This window comes from Paenibacillus sp. DMB20 (assembly GCF_000987955.1).
GTDB lineage: Bacteria > Bacillota > Bacilli > Paenibacillales > Paenibacillaceae > Paenibacillus_AQ.
Map to the genome: position 1 here is coordinate 63288 of NZ_LAZU01000003.1, position 17730 is coordinate 81017.

A 17730-nucleotide genomic window follows, 5' to 3' on the forward strand; every position below is an offset into this window, starting at 1 on the left:
ACTTTGTCATGTACGAAGCGTGATTTTTGTTATGTAAATCGATGGGTTCGGTACTCATTGCCCGCTATACTAAACGTTGTTAAGGCATACAGACTAAAAACGGGAGGAGGGAAATCGAACGATGAGCATACTGAAAGCGCAGGGACTTAATAAAATTTACAGTTCCAAAGGGAATGTCGTATGCACGGCACTACATGACATTGACCTGCAGGTAGAACATGGCGAATTTGTCGGTGTGATGGGGCCGTCGGGAAGCGGAAAGACGACGCTGCTTAATCTGCTGGCAGCCATGGATCGTCCGACATCCGGTCATATCGAAATTAACGGCATTCATCCGAACAAGCTCAGCGATCATAAATTGGCGCTTTTCAGAAGGCGCGAGCTTGGCTTCATCTTTCAGGATTTTAACCTGCTGGATGCTCTGACCATCAAAGAAAACATTATTTTGCCGTTGGTGTTGGAAGGGACGGCTCCCAAGTTGATCGAGGAAAAACTGAAGCCCCTTGCCGAATGGCTGCAAATTGCTAATCTCTTGAACAAGCGCACCTATGAAGTGTCAGGCGGTCAGAAGCAGCGTGCGGCCATTGCGCGCGCCCTCATTCATGAGCCGTCGTTACTGCTCGCCGATGAACTGACGGGCAACCTGGATTCGAAGTCGGCGAAGGATGTGATGGAGTCGCTAAAAGAGTTGAACGAAAGATTGCGGGCAACGGTTTTAATGGTGACTCACGATCCATTTTCGGCGAGTTATTGCCAGCGCATCGTGTTCATTAAAGATGGGAGAATCTTCTCGGAAATTCGGCGCGGCTCCAACCGGCAAGCGTTTTTCCAACAAATATTAGACGTGCTGAGCGTACTGGGAGGGAATTTTAATGACGCTCCGTTCGCTCGCGCTTAGCAACATCCGCGGCAACTGGCGGTCATACAGCGCGTTTTTTATGAGCAGCGTATTGTCTGTCATGATCTTTTATATGTATGCGGCGTTTGTTGCGCATCCCGCTCTGACAAGAGGTCAGTTGATCGGAACTGCGAAAGTACGATTGGGCATGGTGCTTTGCCAATGCATCATCGTCATTTTCTCGTTTTTGTTCGTGCTTTACTCCAATTCGGCTTTTCTGAAGTCCAGAAAGAAGGAATTCGGCCTTCTATACATGTTCGGAATTACCCGTACTCAGCTTCGCAGACTTATCGTGTATGAGAACACGGTGATTGCCGTTTTGGCCATCGCAGCCGGCATCGGGCTGGGGATACTATTCAGCAAGCCGTTTTTTATGGCGCTCGCAGTGCTGCTTGGGATGAAAGAATCCATTGCGGCTCTTGTACCGCTTCGCGCGCTGTGGATGACGACCGGCGGCTTTTTTATGCTGTTCGCGTTCATTTCCGTGGTAACGGCATGGCGCGTGGGGAGTACGGAAATTGCAGGATTGCTTAATGCAGCGGGAAGGCCGAAGGAACGGTCCGTTTATTCGCCATGGCTTGCTCTACTTGCAGTCTTGTGTTTGGCATCCTCGTATGGGATGGCTTTGAGGTTGAATGCGGCGAATTTTAGCATGCTAACACCGATGATTCTGCTTACGGCAGTTTTTGGAACTTATCTTTTATTCACGCAGTTCAGTATATTGCTGCTGCGAATCATTAAAGGTTCTGCAAGAGTCTACTATAATCGAACGAATATGATCGTATTTGCTCAGCTTGGCCTGAAGCTGAAGGAAAACGCACGAATGCTGTTTGTCGCATCGATTTTGAGCGCGGTTATTTTAACGGCATCCGGAACGATATACATGTTGGGGCTTGCCGTGGAGTTGGACCATGTAAAGACGCAATATCAGGATGCCCAAGGGGTCATTTCTCTTACGATGTTCATTGGCGTGTTCATTAGTTTACTGTTCTTTATCGCATCCGGCAGCATGATTTATTTCAAATTGTTCACGGAGCTGCAGGAGGAGCAGGCGCAGTATAAAGCAATGACCCGTATCGGCATGACGCAAGCCGAACTTCAGAAAATCGTCTTTATGCAGGTCGGCATTCTTTTCTTCGCGCCATGCCTCGTCGGCATCGTACATGCGTTGGTCGCGCTTAAAGCATTAAATAACATGCTTATGGTATCCAATTGGATCTATTCGTTCGTCATCATCGGCATTTACATGGCCATGCAAACGATTTATTTCCTTGTGGCCTGCAATAGCTACATGAAAAGCATAAATTTAAAGGGGAATCGGTTATGAAAAAACCATCAGTAAAAATGTGTTTGTTCATGATTGTTATGATTCTGGCGGTTAGTAGATTCACACCCAATATAACTAGCGCCGACTCAAGCGAAAAAATTCAGAAGATCGAGCGGTATGTTGAAAAGCAAAAAGAGATCAGCAAAATTCCAGGGATATCGTTAGTTATTGTAGAGAAGGGGAAAACGGTTTATCAAAAAGGCTTCGGGTACGCTGATGTAAAAGCCAAAACACCCGTGACATCCAATACGTTATTTGAAATCGGATCCACAACGAAGGCATTTACGGGTCTAGCCATTCTGCAATTGGAAAAGGAAGGGCTGTTAAAACGGACGGATGACGTTCGAAAGTATATTCCATGGTTAGAGTTAAAATATAATGGAGAGCCGCAAACAATTACTATAAATCAGCTGCTTTATCATACCAGCGGGATCGCTTCCAGAACTATAGCTCATATTCCTGAGAGCAATGCAGATAATGCTCTTGAGATGAACGTAAAACAATTGCTGAACCAGCCATTAAACCGGAAGCCGGGCAGCACTCATGAATACGCAACGCTCAATTATGATGTCTTGGGACTCGTTATCGAGATGGTAACGAAGCAGCCCTATGATATGTATATAAAGCAGCAGATATTAGAGCCGATCGGTATGAATAACTCGTTTGTTGGGCTGCATCAAGTTCAGTCCACCGAGATGGCATCCGGCTATAAAATAGGATTCATGAAAGAGCAGGCATACACGCCGCCCATCTATCGGGGGAATGTGCCCGCTGGATACATTATCAGCAACACGCATGATATCGCGAAATGGTTGAACCTACAGTTAGGAAGCGTTCCGAGCCCTGCGTTCGACAAACAGATCATTCAAGAAGCGCAAATCCCTGATTTGTCGGTAGAACCTTTTGATAAGGGTACCTACTATGCCAGCGGATGGGCAGTCATGAAAAAAAACGAAAAACAATATATTTTCCATGCCGGACAGAACCCGACATTTACCTCGTATTTCATTATGCAGCCCGATGAACAATTAGGGGTAGCCATTCTTTCCAATTTGAACACGAGCTTTACGACAGCCATAGGTCAAAGCGTCATGGATCTGTGGGAGGGAAACGACGTTGCGAATACTCATTCCGACGGCTATCAAAAGTTGGATCGAATCGTGACCATCCTATGCATCGCCGTCGGCTGTTTCGGAGTATTGTTCATCCTGCTATCGCTAAGAATCGTGAGCAAACTTGTTCGAGAACAAAGAATACGGACGAAATTAAACGTAAAAAGGATCTTGTTATTATCCATACATACGTTGATTGCGGCTGCCATTTTGACACTCGCGCTCATGTTTCCGAAAATTTTCTTTCAAGGATTGCCTTGGGCTTTTATAAAAGTTTGGGCCCCCACGACGGTCTCGGTGTTTCTTTATGGTGTCATAGCAGTAACTATCATTTATTATTTGTTTGGATTATTGCTTGTTTTTACCAAGAAAACGAAATTGAAGTAAAGAAGAAACGGTGTGTGAAATAGACATGTCCGTATCAACCAAGAGACGGCTACCCATTTCAATTTTGATCCGATCCGGTTAGGAGCAAACGAAAAGGAGCCGCGCAGAAAAAAGAGATAACGAAAAAGGAGCCAAACTTTATGATAACCAACACGGACGAGCGATTCAACGTCAATGAATTCCACCGTCAGCAAGCGGCTTCGTTATTCAATAAAGTATGGGAGTATATGGATAAGCCATTTATCTGTTGAGCGACTTGGATAGCATATGAGCTGAAACAGGAACAAGGAGAAATGATGGTCACATCAATATGCTTAATTGAAACCGCGGCGTAAGCTGCGGTTTTTTGGAAAATTACTATCGTTCTCCAGCCTGTCACCTTGTATAATCTTGGATAAGGGAGTGTGGGCGGAGTGAAAATAAAAGTGATCATTGCAGATGACAACTCTTTTATCCGGGAAGGCATGAAGATTATTCTGGCTACCTTTGATGAGTTTGATGTTGTGGCGACCGTTGCAGACGGCAAGGAAGCGGTGGCGTACTGTGAAGCGCATGACGTGGATGTGGCGCTGATGGATGTACGGATGCCGAATTTGAATGGAGTGGAGGCCACGAAACAGCTCACTGAGCGTACCTCCACCAAGTCGCTGATCTTGACGACCTTTGATGACGATGAATATATCACGGATGCAATTCGGTATGGGGCGAAGGGTTATCTGCTTAAAAATAATGATCCGGAACGGATTCGGGATGCCATCAAAACGGTGTACTATGGTCATCATGTGCTGCAGGATGTGGTGCTGAACAAACTGAAATCCAGATTATCCGTCGCAAAACCGGAAAAAGAAGCCAAAGGTGACAAGATTGACCTTAGTTTATTTACCGAACGGGAACTGGATATTATGGCACTCATCGCCAAGGGGTTGGCCAACAAGGAAATATCGAAGAAGCTGTTTATTTCCGAAGGAACGATTGCGAATCACATCTCTTCGGTTCTCAGTAAGACGGGTCTTGAGCATCGAACACAGATTGCGATTTTTTATCTGACGGGGGAAGTGAATAAGTGAATGAACGCAGAAATTACGCCGAACTGTGGACCATCGGGTTCAAAATAATTCTGTTTCTGTATGTGATCAGTCAGTCCTATGCCTCGGAACTTGCGATAACACCCTGGTATACACTTGCCATTCTTCTCTACCTGTCTGTGAATATTTCCTTCCATATCTTCAAGAGCCAAAGCATGCACCCCTTCTTAATCGTACTCGCCCTCCTTGTTGTTCTGGCCGCTTCTTTCTACATTCATCCGCTGTTGTTCATGCTCCTTCCTCCCAATCTATATGAACTTCTGTCTTTATATCTTCGAAGGAACTGGATGATCCTTAGTCCGCTGCTACTTCCAATGTTTATGCTGCCCCAGGAGTTTTTCATTGAGTATGGTTTTATAGCCGTCCTTACCTATATCTATTTCACGATGCTAAGAACTTTCATTAACCGAGTCACATCCTATCAGGAACAGAATGAGCAAATGCATCTTGAACTGGATCGGTTGACCAAGCGGATAAGTGAAAATAATGAGTACATCCGGCAGTTCGAATACATGTTCAAGCTGGAAGAGAGGAATCGGCTGTCTCAGGAAATTCATGATAAGATTGGGCATTCCATGACGGGGGCATTGATCCAGATGGAAGCGGCCAAACGTTTGATGACAACAAATCAGGATAAGTCAGCCGAGCTGCTGCAGAATGCCATTACCATCTCCAAAGAAGGTATCGAGAGCATAAGGCTCGTACTCATGAATGTGAAGCCGACGACAGAACAGCTTGGCATCAATCAGATGCGTTTGCTTCTGGAGGAGTTCTCCGCCAAGCACCTGGTAAAGACGGTATTAACGCACGAGGGCAATGTGGATCTGATTACACCGCTTCAGTGGAAAATCATTCAGGATAACACCAGGGAAGCGTTTACCAATACGATGAAGTATGCTGATGCAACGGCAGTATCCTTGCATATTGAGGTTCTGAGCACCATGATCAAGGCCAATGTTTCGGACAATGGCAAGGGGATGCCGAAGATAATCAAGGGCCTTGGGATCGTAGGCATGGAAGAGCGCGCTGCCGTTGTGAATGGAACCGTGATTGTGGATGGCTCCAACGGTTTCTCGGTGACAACTTTAATTCCCTATAGCTGAATCCCGGCACGATTCGTCAGTTCAGGATCTCGATATGCGGGGTTTTGACTTGACTATGAAAATTTATATCATCAACAACATGAAGATTCTCAGGGGTAAGGATGAACTTGTGCACTATCGCAAGGGCATCCTTTTTTCGTACGATAGAGCAGATCAAGTCCACTGGTAAGGAAGTGGATGGGAAATGGAGGAGGGCGCGGCATGAACGTGTTGGAAATCAAGGGGCTTACGAAGAAGTATGGAGATTTTATTGCGGTAGATCAGCTGTCTTTGAACATACAAGAAGGCGAAATTTTCGGTTTTCTGGGCGCGAACGGGGCAGGCAAGAGCACTACCATCAACATCATATCGTCGCTCGTGCCCATGACCAAAGGAGAAGTTCATATCCTGGGCAAAAATTTGGTAAAGCATCGAAAATTCATCAAGCAGCATCTCGGCATAGTCCCTCAGGAGCTTGCGATTTATGAGAATCTTACCGCCTATGAGAATGTTCATTTCTTTGCCGGGTTGTACGGTCTTAGAGGAGCGGAGTTAAAAAGCAGGGCCGAAGAGGCACTTGCTTTCGTTGGACTCAGTGACAAACATAAGAGTTACCCCCAGAGTTTCTCCGGAGGGATGAAGAGAAGGCTGAATATCGCCTGCGCGATTGCCCATAGACCGATGCTGATCATCATGGACGAGCCGACGGTCGGCATCGATCCCCAAACGAGAAATTATATTCTAAACTCCGTCAGGAAGCTGAATGAGATGGGCAGCACGATCCTGTATACGAGCCATTATATGGAAGAAGTTGAGGAACTCTGCACCCGGATTGCCATTATCGACCATGGCAAGATCATTGCGGAAGGCACCAAGGCGCAGCTGAAGGCGATCATTACCGACCAAAAGGATATCAGAGTTGAAGTATTACCGGCGGCGCATCTTGAAGTGAGCAAGTTAAAGGAGATTGCGGGCGTCAATACCGTCGAAGTGAAAGATCATATGGTTCATATCAGTTCAGACGCAGAGGTCAATAACCTCAATAAAATCATTCAGGAATTCATGAGGCAAGGCATGGAAATTCGCTCCGTTCAAGCGGAAGAACCGAATTTGGAAACGGTGTTCCTGACCTTGACCGGCAGGAGCCTTCGGGACTAAATAGGCTTACGAAGAAGGAGGTGGAAGTTCATGAATGTACTGAGAATTGCGATAAAGGAAATGAAGGTGGCCCGGGAGGCACGGATGCTGGTGTTCATGCTGGCAACACCCGTGCTGCTGATTTTGATCCTGGGAACGGCGCTTACGAATGCTTTTAACGGAAATACCGCTATCGGAGACATCAGGGTGTTATACCACGACAGCGGCACTGACCCCGCGCTCACGAAGGAATGGGAGTCATTCAAGCAGGAGTCGGAGAATTCTTTAGGCATCCTATTCGAGCAGGCTTCGGAAGGCATAGACGGGCAGCAGGAAGTGCGGAACAACCGGTACACCGGATATGTGGAGATTGGCGGTAATGGTATCCACTATAAGGGAAATAGCCGAAGCAGTATCGAGAATGGGATTATGCAGGGTATGCTGTCAGCATTCACTGACCGTTACAGGCTCGCTGCGGAAGTGGCGAAGATCCATCCGGAGTATGAGAGCAAGCCGCTAGCCGTTAGTGACGGAGGGGGTTATGTGAAGGAGACATCCATTCAGGGAGCGAAGCAGCCGGGTTCACTCGATTATTTTGCCATTGCGGTAACCACGATGATTATACTGTACAGTGCCTTGACGGCAGGCGGATTGATTGAAAGTGAACGAAAGAGAAACACCGCGCAGCGGTTATTGGCTTCACCGGTGACAAAAGCCGAGATTTTTGCGGGAAAAATACTGGGCAACCTGATGATTAACGCCGTATTTGTCATGGTCGTTGTATTCATCAGCAAATATATGTTCAATGCCAATTGGGGTGACAACCTGGCCATGGTGTTCGCGGTGTTGTTTACCGAGATTCTGTTTGCACTCAGTCTTGGGCTCGGCATCAGTTATGTTCTGAAAGGAAATGCAGCCGGTTCTGTCATTATGATTATCATTCAGCTGGCTGCGTTTGTTGGCGGAGGGTATACCCCGGTCGCGAGCACGACGGGCTTTATGAGGGAGGCTGCGGCGTATTCCCCGCTGCATTGGTCCAATGAAGCTCTGCTGCAAATCATTTATTCGGACAATGGAGCGGCAGCGCTGAATGCGATGATGTTGAATGTCGGTTTTTCTGTCCTGTTGTTGGCTGTGGCTATGATTTCGATGCGAAGAAGAGAGGGTCTGTAAATGAAGGATGTTCTCTGGTTAATTCGGAAGACGATATTGACCTCATCGAAGGACTATAAAAATCTTCTGCTCGTCATTGCGCTCCCGATTGTCGGGATTCTGCTCTCTACCTTAATTTACAAGGGTTCCGGGGAGACTTCCGTTCATTTGGGCATCGTGAATGACGATACAGGCCAGAAGGTCACCCAGGATACGATCGATTTTCTCGCCCGTTTGGACCACGCTGAGACTTCTGTGATCAGGGAATCGGAAGCGGACGATCTGATCCTGTCAGGTGAGCTGGATGCGGTGCTGATCTTCCCGGAGGGATTTGCCCAAAATATAATCGGGGGGACACCCGGGCCTGTACGGATTGAATCGATCAAAGGTGCTCAGGTTACGGGTTATATAAAGTCGTATTTAAACGCGTACATTCAGAACATTTCTTCCATTGGCAAGATAGCCCAAGGCGATATCGGGGCATTTAACCCGATCTACAGCAGCTATCAGAGCTCAAGATTCCAGCTATCGGCGGTTACGCTGACGGATCAATCGGCCAATCACGATATGACGAACCGAGCGATAGGCTATTTGATCGTATTCATGCTATTCTCCGCCGTGAATCTATCGGCCATGACAATCCGCGATAAAGAAAATCGAACGTACTTCAGGCTCCTGACAGCCCCCATCTCGGCGAGAAGCTATGTTTTGTCAAATGTCATCGTGAACCTTTTCTTGATGATGATTCAAATTGCCGCCACGCTGTTCGTCATGACCCGCTTCTTTCATATCGAGCCTGGCATTCCGATGTGGCAGATGTTCCTGATACTATCCCTGTTTGCTCTGGTCGCTGTAAGTTTATCACTGGTCATTGTTGCCTTCTCGGATAGTACCATGATGGCCAATGGAATCCAGACGATGGTAATCATACCAACTTCTCTGCTTGCAGGGTGTTTGTTCCCTATTTCGGTGATGCCGGAAGCGATTCAGCGAATCGCTGACTTTCTGCCGCAGCATTGGCTGCTCAATACGTTTGTCAAACTTCAGCAAGGAAGCGGGTTTGATCAAGTTATTCTCCATTTGGCGGTTCTGCTGGCTTTTGCCATGACGTTAGCTTTGGTCGCGGTATACAAATTCGGAAGAAATCAAGATACACAAAACTATATATAAAAAATAGCAGGGCGTCCCCATGATCCGACTTTCTTTCGCACAGAATTAAAAATACTCTTAACAATGAGACAAACTAAAAAAGATTGCTACTCCGGCTTTCCTGCCGGATGGTTGGCAATCTTTTTCACGTTCTGGGCCAGAAGCCCGTCGAACGCATTGGCTTTCTGGAAGCTTCGCTCTTAATGTTACGCTTGTGCATAAAATATTGTATAATACAATTTTATAAGTTTTGATGACGATCCTGTGGAGAATCCATTCAGAAGGAGAGTGTAGCTGGTGCGCGAAACTTGTGTTCCGACGGACGTGAAACTGAAAGATACTGGCTTTGGATATACGTTGTCCTTAATTGGCGGTAAATATAAAATGATCATTATGTATTGGCTGTCTGAAAATAAGGTCATGCGGCATAATGAACTGAAGCGAAGCATTGGTTACATTTCCTATAAAACGCTAAGCATAATGTTAAAAGAACTGGAGGCGGATGGCCTTATCGTTCGCACGGAATATCCCCAAGTACCTCCAAAAGTTGAATATTCGTTATCTGATCGTGGTCTTTCTCTCATTCCATTGTTGGATATGATGTGCGAGTGGGGTGAGAAAAACAGTCTGCCAGCTCTGGAAGCCGTGCAACGGTAAGTTTCAAGTTTATTGTTAAATCAAAAGAAGCATTTCCTGAACGAGGAAATACTTCTTTTTTATATAGCTTTTATTAAAGCAACCTGCTACAGGTGATCAATAAAATTCAAATACGCTTGTGCACTTCTTTCCAATATGCTTGGATACGGCCCATGCTCTGTTCCGGGTTCATTTTCACCAGGCTCATTTTCTGCACCATAAAACGCAAAGAACGAACGATAATCTGCATTGCAGTACAGGAAGGTAGTTTCAAAAGGAGATAGCAACTGTTCAAGTGTATAGCGATACCTTCCCTCTTCACGATAATCCTCTTTATTAATTCCGGCTGATACAGCTAGGGCAACTTTGCGATTCTTTAATTTATCGCCTCCTTTTGAACCATAAGCCCAACCATAAGCAAAAACATCGTCAAGCCATTTTTTAAGGAGAGGCGGACAATTAAACCAATAGATAGGAAACTGTAAAACAAGATTACGATGCGATTCTATTAATTGTTGTTCTTTTTCCACATCAATGCTTCCGTCCGGGTAAACCTTATGCAATTCGTGAACAGTATACTGTTCCGGATGTTTTTGGAGTTCTTCTACCCAGCGCTTATTTATGACCGATGTTTCTATGGTTGGGTGCGTTACGATAACAAGAGTTTTCAAAGATGCAACCTCCTTGGGCATGATTTATTTCTTGAGTATAAAGTGCGAACTGCAATTATGTAAGTATGCACTTTTAGTACAGGTACTTACAAAAAGGTGAGTGTAAACGGGTCTTCCGGATAAAGGTTCAAAATCGATCGAAACAACGGAACGGCGCGGATATGATTTGATAGCGGAAGGGTTGGGGCCTGGTATGAACGGACCGCTCGCTATTATTCTTAAAGCAGAGTCAACAGACGACGCGAAAGCGACATTGCTCAAGGTAGGGAAGAACTAAGCGAGCTGCCGAATGTGGCATGGCAACTCCGCCGGTCACGAACGCAACGGGCAAAGTAGCCATGGAACGATCATCCCTGGAAACGATCCGAAAAGTGAAAAAACAACCGATTTGGTTCATTTGATCCGCGATAAGGCATTTATAGATTACAGAAAAACAATATACAAACATCATTGTATATTATGGTATATAATAAATTGCATTAAGTGTATTGAAATAAACCAATACGGCTTTCTTATTTTCTGGAAAAACACATAAAATGTATGTAAGACATTTATTAGAGATTCTATTAAAATACAGAATAATGAACGCAATCAAAAATAAATGTCTTTACACATGCGCCGGACTTAAAATGTCTACCAGGCAAACTTTATCTTTATCTATTTTTATTATCATTTCTATGAAAAGGAGTACTTGCATTACATGGTAGATTTTTTCATGAATTTCAGTCCCATTATTCAAGCATTATTAGCCACTCTGTTTACATGGGGAATGACTGCATTAGGGGCAACTCTTGTTTTTATGACAAAAACGCTAAACCAGCGCCTTTTGGATAGTATGTTAGGTTTTGCCGGCGGTGTCATGATTGCGGCGAGTTACTGGTCTTTGTTAGCTCCAGCCATAGAAATGTCTGGAGGGAACCCTATAGGAAGTTGGTTTCCAGCAGCCTTTGGATTCTTGTTAGGGGGGATTTTTTTATGGGGAATTGATAAAATTTTACCTCACCTTCATCCCAATTCTCCCATTGCTGGAGCAGAAGGATATAATCCGAAAGTAAGAAAAAGAAGTACTCTGTTGGTTCTCGCAATTACACTTCATAATATCCCGGAAGGGTTAGCGGTAGGGATTGCATTTGGCGCGCTTGCAAATGGAGGAACTGAAGCATCTTTGGTTGGTGCTTTGACTCTAGCTCTTGGAATCGGCATTCAAAACTTTCCGGAAGGCGTTGCGGTTTCCATGCCTCTAAGAGGCGAGGGAATGTCTCGAAGAAGAAGCTTTTTCTACGGACAGTTTTCGGGTATGGTTGAACCAATTGCTGCGGTAGTTGGTGCACTTGCTGTCTCATTTTTTGAACCTATATTACCTTACGCATTAAGCTTTGCAGCCGGGGCCATGATCTTTGTTGTAGCCGAAGAGGTTATTCCAAGCTCACAAGAGAAAGGCAACAAGGATTTGGCTTCCATGAGTTTAATGTTCGGCTTCGTATTGATGATGATTCTTGATGTAGCATTGGGATAAAAAAACCTACACCCATAAGAAGCTGTGATTATCGCTTGCTGAACAATTTGGGATAGTCGTGTACCATAAAAGACATCATGATGGGTTTAAATAAAAGAGAGGAGAAGGCATCCCAGGCAGGGATGCCTTCTTTGTTATGTTCAGATGCAGAATAGTCTAGGTCGAAATGTAGGAATAATCAAATTGTAAAGCTACAAACCGAAAACCTGTTGAATCAGTTTCGTGTAGATGGCGGCCGCTTCCTTACGAAGAAGTTTGTCTGTCGGACGGTAATCTGCCGCACCGCTTGCGTCCTTTGTCACTTCAGGACCATGCACGCCGTTACCGACCATAAACTGGACCGCTTCATCCGCCCAGCCTGCCGGTTTCGTGCTGAGTTTTGCCGGGACCGCAGTCAAGCCAAGCGCGTTGTGTGCCGTGCGCCAAATAATTGCCGCAGCCTCCTGGCGCAAGATTGCGCGATCTGGTTCGAAGTTTTGGGACGGTGTGCCGGTAACAGCGCCAAGTCCCGCGACGTTCTGCACATGACCGGCGAGCGGATGGCCCAGCATATCCTTAAACGGACTAGCGGTCTCGGTTGGCTTCATGCCGGTCAGCCGGCTGATGACGCTGACAAACTCCGCTCGCGTGATCGGCTCATCCGGTCGGAAAGTGGATTCCCCTTCATCACCGAAAGCCTGCAGCGATCGAACGAAGTAGATGTCCTTGGCATAAGGATTGTCTTCCGGGACGTCGGTGTAAGCAGCGGGCTTGGTGAGCTTCTCGGACATGCTGTCCATCGCCGTGTAGTATATGTACGCCACCTCGCCGTTTTCATCTTCCTTAAACGCGGCCGGCGTCCCGTTCTCATCAACGAAACGCAGGGGACCGACCGGTTTGAGCTTATGCTCGCCCAAGGCATCCATGACCAACAGCTCACCTTGGCCTGCCGTCACCTGCGTGACGGCGACGGGGATCCTAAGGCTTCTGTAGGTGCCCTCGAATTTCTGCAGCTGCTCCTGATTGAGAGGGAAGTCTTTTTCTTGTTCCTGCTTTTTCGGATAGAAATGATCCATGAATGCGGCGAAAAATTCATCCCGGATGGAAGCGCTCGCGTCACTGTTAACAACGATCAGGCCTCCAACATTCCGGTCGGGAAGCAGCCAAAGCCAGGAATGGTAGCCCTCCAAGTCGCCGCCTTTGCCGATCACCGTTTGACCATTGTGGCTGCTGTGAAAAAACGACTCGAAGCCGTACGACGTCAACGGAATACCGGCTGCATCATAATGCGTCTGATGCATCAGTTTCGCGGTTTCCTCCTTCATAATGCGGGAAGAGCCGAAACGGCCCTTATTCAGGTGGGCTGTAATGAAGTTGGCCATATCGGTCCCGCTTGCGAACATGCCGCCTTCGGGTGCGATGGTGGGCACGTTCGGGTAAGGTTTAATTGGATGTTGATCGACATTGTAGCCCATGGCTAGGTCGGCAAGGACGTCATTATCCATTCGGAATGCAGCGTGTTCCATTTTCAGCGGGGTGAAAATATGCTTCTCGACATAATCCTCAAACGGCTCCCCTGATACTTTTTGGACAATATAACCCTGCATGGAGGAGGCAAGATTGTCATATCGGTAAACCTCTCCGGGAGTACGAACCACAGCGGGGGCATTCACTCGGATAAAGTCTGCGAGAGAAATCTCGCCTTTCTGGATGATATGAGGCGGAACGGAGTTGATATCCGTAAAATCAAAGCCGGTCGTGTGGGTCAGTAAATGTTCAACGGTAACGGGTTTGCCAGTCTTGTTGGCAATCTTAACATCCGGCATGTACGCGGCGATGTCGCGCTTCAGGTCAATTTTACCATTTTCCACTAGTTGCATGATGGCCGTAGCGGTTACCGACTTCGTTATCGAGGCCATGCGAAACAACGTACGGTCCGGGTCGATCTTCTTCTTGGATTCAAGATCCGCGTAGCCGTAGCCCGTATTCAGCAGCACCTTGTCGTCTTTTACGATCACGACAAGTGCCCCGGCAAGCTTCTCCGATACTTGGGGTTTGGCGAAATACATGTCGGCGAACGCCTTGACTTCTTTAGAGCTTAGCGATGGAGCTCCTATTCTCTCTGTTGCGGCGGTACCTACGGCGGATATTGCCGTTTGGGCATAGACACCGGCAGGGAAAGCCAGCAGAGTGGCAGTCAACACGGAGGCTGCCAGCACACGAATGGTTCTAGGCTTGCTCAGCTTATTTGGCTTCATTTAGTTTCTCTCCTCGTCTCAATCGCATTTCCCTTCCACTTTATGGTAGACGATGGGTGGAGAAGGAAGAACGGTCCGAGGAATGAGTTTTACCTAGCTCTGCGGCGGGGAATTGACCTCGACTTAGGTCTAGTATAAAGAGTACGGATCTCGTGAAGTGTTGCGATCGTGCTAACGGGATCATTTATCTCGGGGGAGGACACGCTATACCGCTTGCCGATCCGGCACTGTTCAACCGCATAGGCGAAGGACCCACTTGAAGAGCTGATGGCGCTGAGTTGATCGTGAGAACATTCCACGGCCTTCCTATTTTTACAGTAGACTTTGCCCTTAGGGTAAGGTGTATAGTGATCTTGAACAAAGTTTCGATATTTAAATCATGGAGACTTATTAAAAATACGAAGAATGGAGGTGGCCTCTTGCTATCGATCGGAGAATTCTCAAAGATATGCAAAGTATCTACTAAAACGCTTCGATATTATGATGAAATCGGATTAATCCATCCTGATGAGATTAATCCTGAAAACGGTTATCGATATTACTCCATCCGGCAGCTCAAAAAGATGCTCCTGATCAACCGTTTGAAATCCTACCATTTTTCTTTGGATGAGATCAAAGCGATTCTGGAAGGGGAGGCGGATCAATCCGAAGAGGAGCTTTGTTCTGCCCTGATTCGAAAGAGAAGGGAAATACAGGAAAAGATAAATGCTTTCGAGTATACCTTAAAACAAATGAACAGCGATATTTCAAATGTTGAAAAGGGAATCCCAGTAATGTCATACCTTGACAATATTGAAGTGCAGCTTGTTGAAACCGAGCCCATGAATATCCTTTATATGCGTCGGATGATGAGCGGCGATGACTATGCTCTGGGATATGGAACGTATTTTGGCAGGCTCTATGAAAAGATTGCTACCGAAAGACTCACCCTGCTTGGTACGCCAATGACGATTTATCACAGCCCTGAATACCATCCTGCCGGCAATGATACAGAGTTTGCCATCCCGATCGAAGAAACTGTCAAGGGAACGAGAGATTTGCCCGGAGGCCTTTGTGCGAAGTCCGTGTTAAAGGGGTCATATTCAGAATTGACATCGGTTTATGCCAAACTAAGGGAATGGATAGAAAATGAAGGATATGAATTGGTGAAATCGCCATATGAAGTATATGCAACCGACCCCAATCAAGCCGTCGTTCCTGAGGATATGGTTACCGAGGTGTATTTTCCCGTAAAGAAAAAATAACGTATTTTTGAGAGGTATCTATCATGCAAAGAAACTACTGGCCGACTACAGAATGGCAAGCCGTAGACCCGGCAACGTTGAGAATGAACGCTGAAAAGCTTTCAGAGCTTGAGCCTGTCATAAAATCCGAGTTCAGCAATATAAACGGTATTGTGGTTGCCAGAAATGGACATATCGCTTATGAACGATATTTTAATGGCTGTGGCCCGGATGATACGCACCATGTGGCTTCCGTAACGAAAAGCATCATATCTGCCCTCATTGGCATTGCCATGGATGCAGGATTTATTAAAAATGTTGATCAAAAGGCGCTGGAATTTTTCCCTGAATACGTTCCCGAAACGGCGGATACGCAAAAACGAGAAATCGCCATCCGCCATCTTCTTACGATGACGGCTCCTTATCCATTTGAGGACTGGCATGAACCGCTGGACAAAATGTGCATGCAACCCGACTGGGTACAGTATACACTCGATATGCTCGGCCAAAAAGGAAGTGTCGGGACTTTTAAGTATTCCACCGCAGGGGCGCACTTGCTTTCAGCATCATCACTCGTAGCACTGGAAAAAGTGCCCGTGAGTTTGCCAACGAACGCTTATTTAAACCCATTGGCATGAAAGAAATCTCGGATGTTGAAATGAAGTCATTCGGGTTTGAAGATTTATTCGGGAAAAACGTGAAAGGGTGGGTGAATGATCCGAACCGTAACTCCACAGGGGGATGGGGACTTACGCTCAGTCCTCGTGATATGGCACGTTTCGGTGTTCTCTATCTGAATCGTGGCCTATGGGACAATCATCAGATTATTTCGGGGACATGGATTGACGAATCAACGGCGATGAACCCCAATAAATACGGTTATCTATGGTGGTTACGCGAAGAGGACGGCATTTTTGCATACCTGGCGGTAGGCGATGGCGGCAATGTCATTTGCTGCATTCCGGAAAAAGATTTGGTCGTAGCCATAACATCAGAATTCATCATGAATCCTCGGGATCGATGGTCACTGATTATGGATTATATTATCCCGGCTGTCACGGGCTAAACTTCTTTTCATGTAGTCAGGCCGCCACCAAGTCACGATGCCATGATGCTTCAGGGAACGCGCTTTTCTTGAAAATAAGCAGCAGCGTTACCTGCTAAGAATGAAAGCCCCGCTGAAAAGCGGGGCTTACTTGAAAATCTCAGAGCCTTCGTGAAAGGAGGCTCGTTTTCATTGATCAAAAAGGAATTCGTTCTGAATGAATCGCGTAATCATGTTCAGCTGCCCAGGTTGCGAGACCATTCCAGAAATCTTCGCAGGCGAAAACTATTTTCGACGGTTCCGTCAAATCTCCGGACATCACCAGTCCGGCTACCTTATCGAATCCTGCCGGACGATTCGGCAGTTCCAGAGATTCGGGCAGAACCATGGCCCCGGTCGAGTAAAGTTTTCGGTTGTGCAACCCGATCAACATGGCACCGTATTGGGCAAACTGCATGGCCAAGTAGGGCAAATAGGTTTGAGGGCCGTACAGATTTACGTTTCTAAGCTTCCCAATAAATTCGTACATTTCACCTACAAGAATCCCGTTGATTGCCTGCGTGAAATCTTCGTTTGCTGGTGATTCTGCCGCTTTTTTTAGCTTGGGAAAAAATCCCTTAGGGTCATACAGGCTAAGCGGGGAAAAGAATGGTCCATGCGTCAGCGGCCAATCATCTTCAACAGTGGCGGCTGTGTTCAGAAGGACGTCCGCACTACATACATTCACTTCAGCTTTCCAAGGTCCCGCTGACCACTCATGACTAAATTCGATTTTCTCGCTAGATTCATCCAGCACGCAAAACATCTCAATGTCAGAAAAAGGACCGTCTGTACCTCGGGAAACAGAACCATAGACTCCCATGGCCAGGATTTTTTCTTTGTATACCTCGTGCAATCTTTCAGCAATATCTTGACAGTTTTGAAATCTTTCACTTCGAGAAATTTTTACAGGTCCATTCATGTTCATTCGCGTACATCTCCCTTGGTTAAATTTGGGGTGGGCTGACACAAACACATGAATGGAGGACCTCGGGGTTAACGGGGAACGTTTTTGGGATGCATGGAAACCTCCG

General features: G+C 46.4%; 14 protein-coding genes and 1 pseudogene. 12 read left to right on the plus strand and 3 right to left on the minus strand.

Annotation, left to right across the window (positions count from 1 at the left end; all coding sequences use genetic code 11):
- Window positions 1-121: 121 nt before the first annotated feature.
- From XI25_RS00885 to XI25_RS00925, 9 genes are all read left to right on the plus strand, one after another.
- Window positions 122-898, plus strand: a complete 777-nt coding sequence (locus XI25_RS00885; RefSeq protein WP_046676933.1) for an ABC transporter ATP-binding protein — start codon at window positions 122-124, stop codon at window positions 896-898.
- A complete protein-coding gene (locus XI25_RS00890; protein ID WP_046676934.1) occupies window positions 873-2225 on the plus strand; it encodes an FtsX-like permease family protein in 1353 nt (450 codons plus the stop codon). Before XI25_RS00885 ends, XI25_RS00890 begins: the two co-directional genes overlap by 26 nt.
- On the plus strand, window positions 2222-3724 hold the full coding sequence (locus XI25_RS00895) for a serine hydrolase domain-containing protein (RefSeq protein WP_046676935.1): 1503 nt from the start codon (window positions 2222-2224) through the stop codon (window positions 3722-3724). Before XI25_RS00890 ends, XI25_RS00895 begins: the two co-directional genes overlap by 4 nt.
- A gap of 413 nt (window positions 3725-4137) precedes the next feature.
- On the plus strand, window positions 4138-4791 hold the full coding sequence (locus tag XI25_RS00900; RefSeq protein WP_046676936.1) for a response regulator transcription factor: 654 nt from the start codon (window positions 4138-4140) through the stop codon (window positions 4789-4791).
- A complete protein-coding gene (locus tag XI25_RS00905) occupies window positions 4788-5912 on the plus strand; it encodes a sensor histidine kinase (protein ID WP_046676937.1) in 1125 nt (374 codons plus the stop codon). The genes XI25_RS00900 and XI25_RS00905 overlap by 4 nt, the downstream gene beginning before the upstream one ends.
- 201 nt (window positions 5913-6113) lie before the next feature.
- Entirely contained in the window at window positions 6114-7049 is a 936-nt protein-coding gene (locus tag XI25_RS00910) for an ABC transporter ATP-binding protein (protein WP_046676938.1), read from the plus strand.
- A gap of 30 nt (window positions 7050-7079) precedes the next feature.
- On the plus strand, window positions 7080-8201 hold the full coding sequence (locus XI25_RS00915) for an ABC transporter permease (RefSeq protein WP_046676939.1): 1122 nt from the start codon (window positions 7080-7082) through the stop codon (window positions 8199-8201).
- Window positions 8202-9350 (plus strand): ABC transporter permease, encoded by a 1149-nt coding sequence (locus XI25_RS00920; protein ID WP_046676940.1) that lies wholly within the window; start codon window positions 8202-8204, stop codon window positions 9348-9350.
- A 276-nt stretch (window positions 9351-9626) separates the two neighbouring features.
- Entirely contained in the window at window positions 9627-9986 is a 360-nt protein-coding gene (locus XI25_RS00925) for a winged helix-turn-helix transcriptional regulator (RefSeq protein ID WP_046676941.1), read from the plus strand.
- Window positions 9987-10072: 86 nt separating this feature from the next.
- Here XI25_RS00925 and XI25_RS00930 read toward each other — a convergent pair whose 3' ends face one another.
- Window positions 10073-10636: an NAD(P)H-dependent oxidoreductase gene (locus XI25_RS00930; RefSeq protein ID WP_200901330.1), complete on the minus strand. Its 564-nt coding sequence runs from the start codon at window positions 10634-10636 to the stop codon at window positions 10073-10075.
- 700 nt (window positions 10637-11336) lie between these two features.
- Between XI25_RS00930 and XI25_RS00935 the strand changes: the two genes are divergently transcribed.
- On the plus strand, window positions 11337-12152 hold the full coding sequence (locus tag XI25_RS00935) for a ZIP family metal transporter (protein ID WP_046676943.1): 816 nt from the start codon (window positions 11337-11339) through the stop codon (window positions 12150-12152).
- A gap of 191 nt (window positions 12153-12343) precedes the next feature.
- Here the strand turns inward: XI25_RS00935 and XI25_RS00940 are convergent, their stop codons facing one another.
- Window positions 12344-14389 carry a serine hydrolase gene (locus tag XI25_RS00940; protein ID WP_046676944.1) on the minus strand — a complete coding sequence of 682 codons (2046 nt, stop codon included), beginning with the start codon at window positions 14387-14389 and terminating at the stop codon, window positions 12344-12346.
- A 419-nt stretch (window positions 14390-14808) separates the two neighbouring features.
- On the opposite strand from XI25_RS00940, the gene XI25_RS00945 reads away from it, so the two are divergent.
- Together XI25_RS00945 and XI25_RS00950 are read left to right on the plus strand one after the other, a co-directional pair.
- Entirely contained in the window at window positions 14809-15633 is an 825-nt protein-coding gene (locus tag XI25_RS00945) for a MerR family transcriptional regulator (protein WP_046676945.1), read from the plus strand.
- Between the two features lie 23 nt (window positions 15634-15656).
- Window positions 15657-16678, plus strand: a pseudogene (locus tag XI25_RS00950) (serine hydrolase domain-containing protein).
- A 175-nt stretch (window positions 16679-16853) separates the two neighbouring features.
- Here the strand turns inward: XI25_RS00950 and XI25_RS00955 are convergent.
- Window positions 16854-17624 carry an ANT(4')-I family aminoglycoside nucleotidyltransferase gene (locus XI25_RS00955; protein WP_046676946.1) on the minus strand — a complete coding sequence of 257 codons (771 nt, stop codon included), beginning with the start codon at window positions 17622-17624 and terminating at the stop codon, window positions 16854-16856.
- Between the last annotated feature and the right edge of the window lie 106 nt (window positions 17625-17730).

What these genes read in the sequence shown, in the direction of transcription:
- XI25_RS00885 (WP_046676933.1), top strand. Translation starts at nt 122, where the DNA reads ATGAGCATACTGAAAGCGCAGGGACTTAATAAAATTTACAGTTCCAAA.
- XI25_RS00915 (WP_046676939.1), top strand. Translation starts at nt 7,080, where the DNA reads ATGAATGTACTGAGAATTGCGATAAAGGAAATGAAGGTGGCCCGGGAG.
- XI25_RS00890 (WP_046676934.1), top strand. Translation starts at nt 873, where the DNA reads ATGACGCTCCGTTCGCTCGCGCTTAGCAACATCCGCGGCAACTGGCGG.
- XI25_RS00940 (WP_046676944.1), bottom strand. Translation starts at nt 14,389, where the DNA reads ATGAAGCCAAATAAGCTGAGCAAGCCTAGAACCATTCGTGTGCTGGCA.
- XI25_RS00895 (WP_046676935.1), top strand. Translation starts at nt 2,222, where the DNA reads ATGAAAAAACCATCAGTAAAAATGTGTTTGTTCATGATTGTTATGATT.
- XI25_RS00920 (WP_046676940.1), top strand. Translation starts at nt 8,202, where the DNA reads ATGAAGGATGTTCTCTGGTTAATTCGGAAGACGATATTGACCTCATCG.
- XI25_RS00910 (WP_046676938.1), top strand. Translation starts at nt 6,114, where the DNA reads ATGAACGTGTTGGAAATCAAGGGGCTTACGAAGAAGTATGGAGATTTT.
- XI25_RS00955 (WP_046676946.1), bottom strand. Translation starts at nt 17,624, where the DNA reads ATGAACATGAATGGACCTGTAAAAATTTCTCGAAGTGAAAGATTTCAA.
- XI25_RS00935 (WP_046676943.1), top strand. Translation starts at nt 11,337, where the DNA reads ATGGTAGATTTTTTCATGAATTTCAGTCCCATTATTCAAGCATTATTA.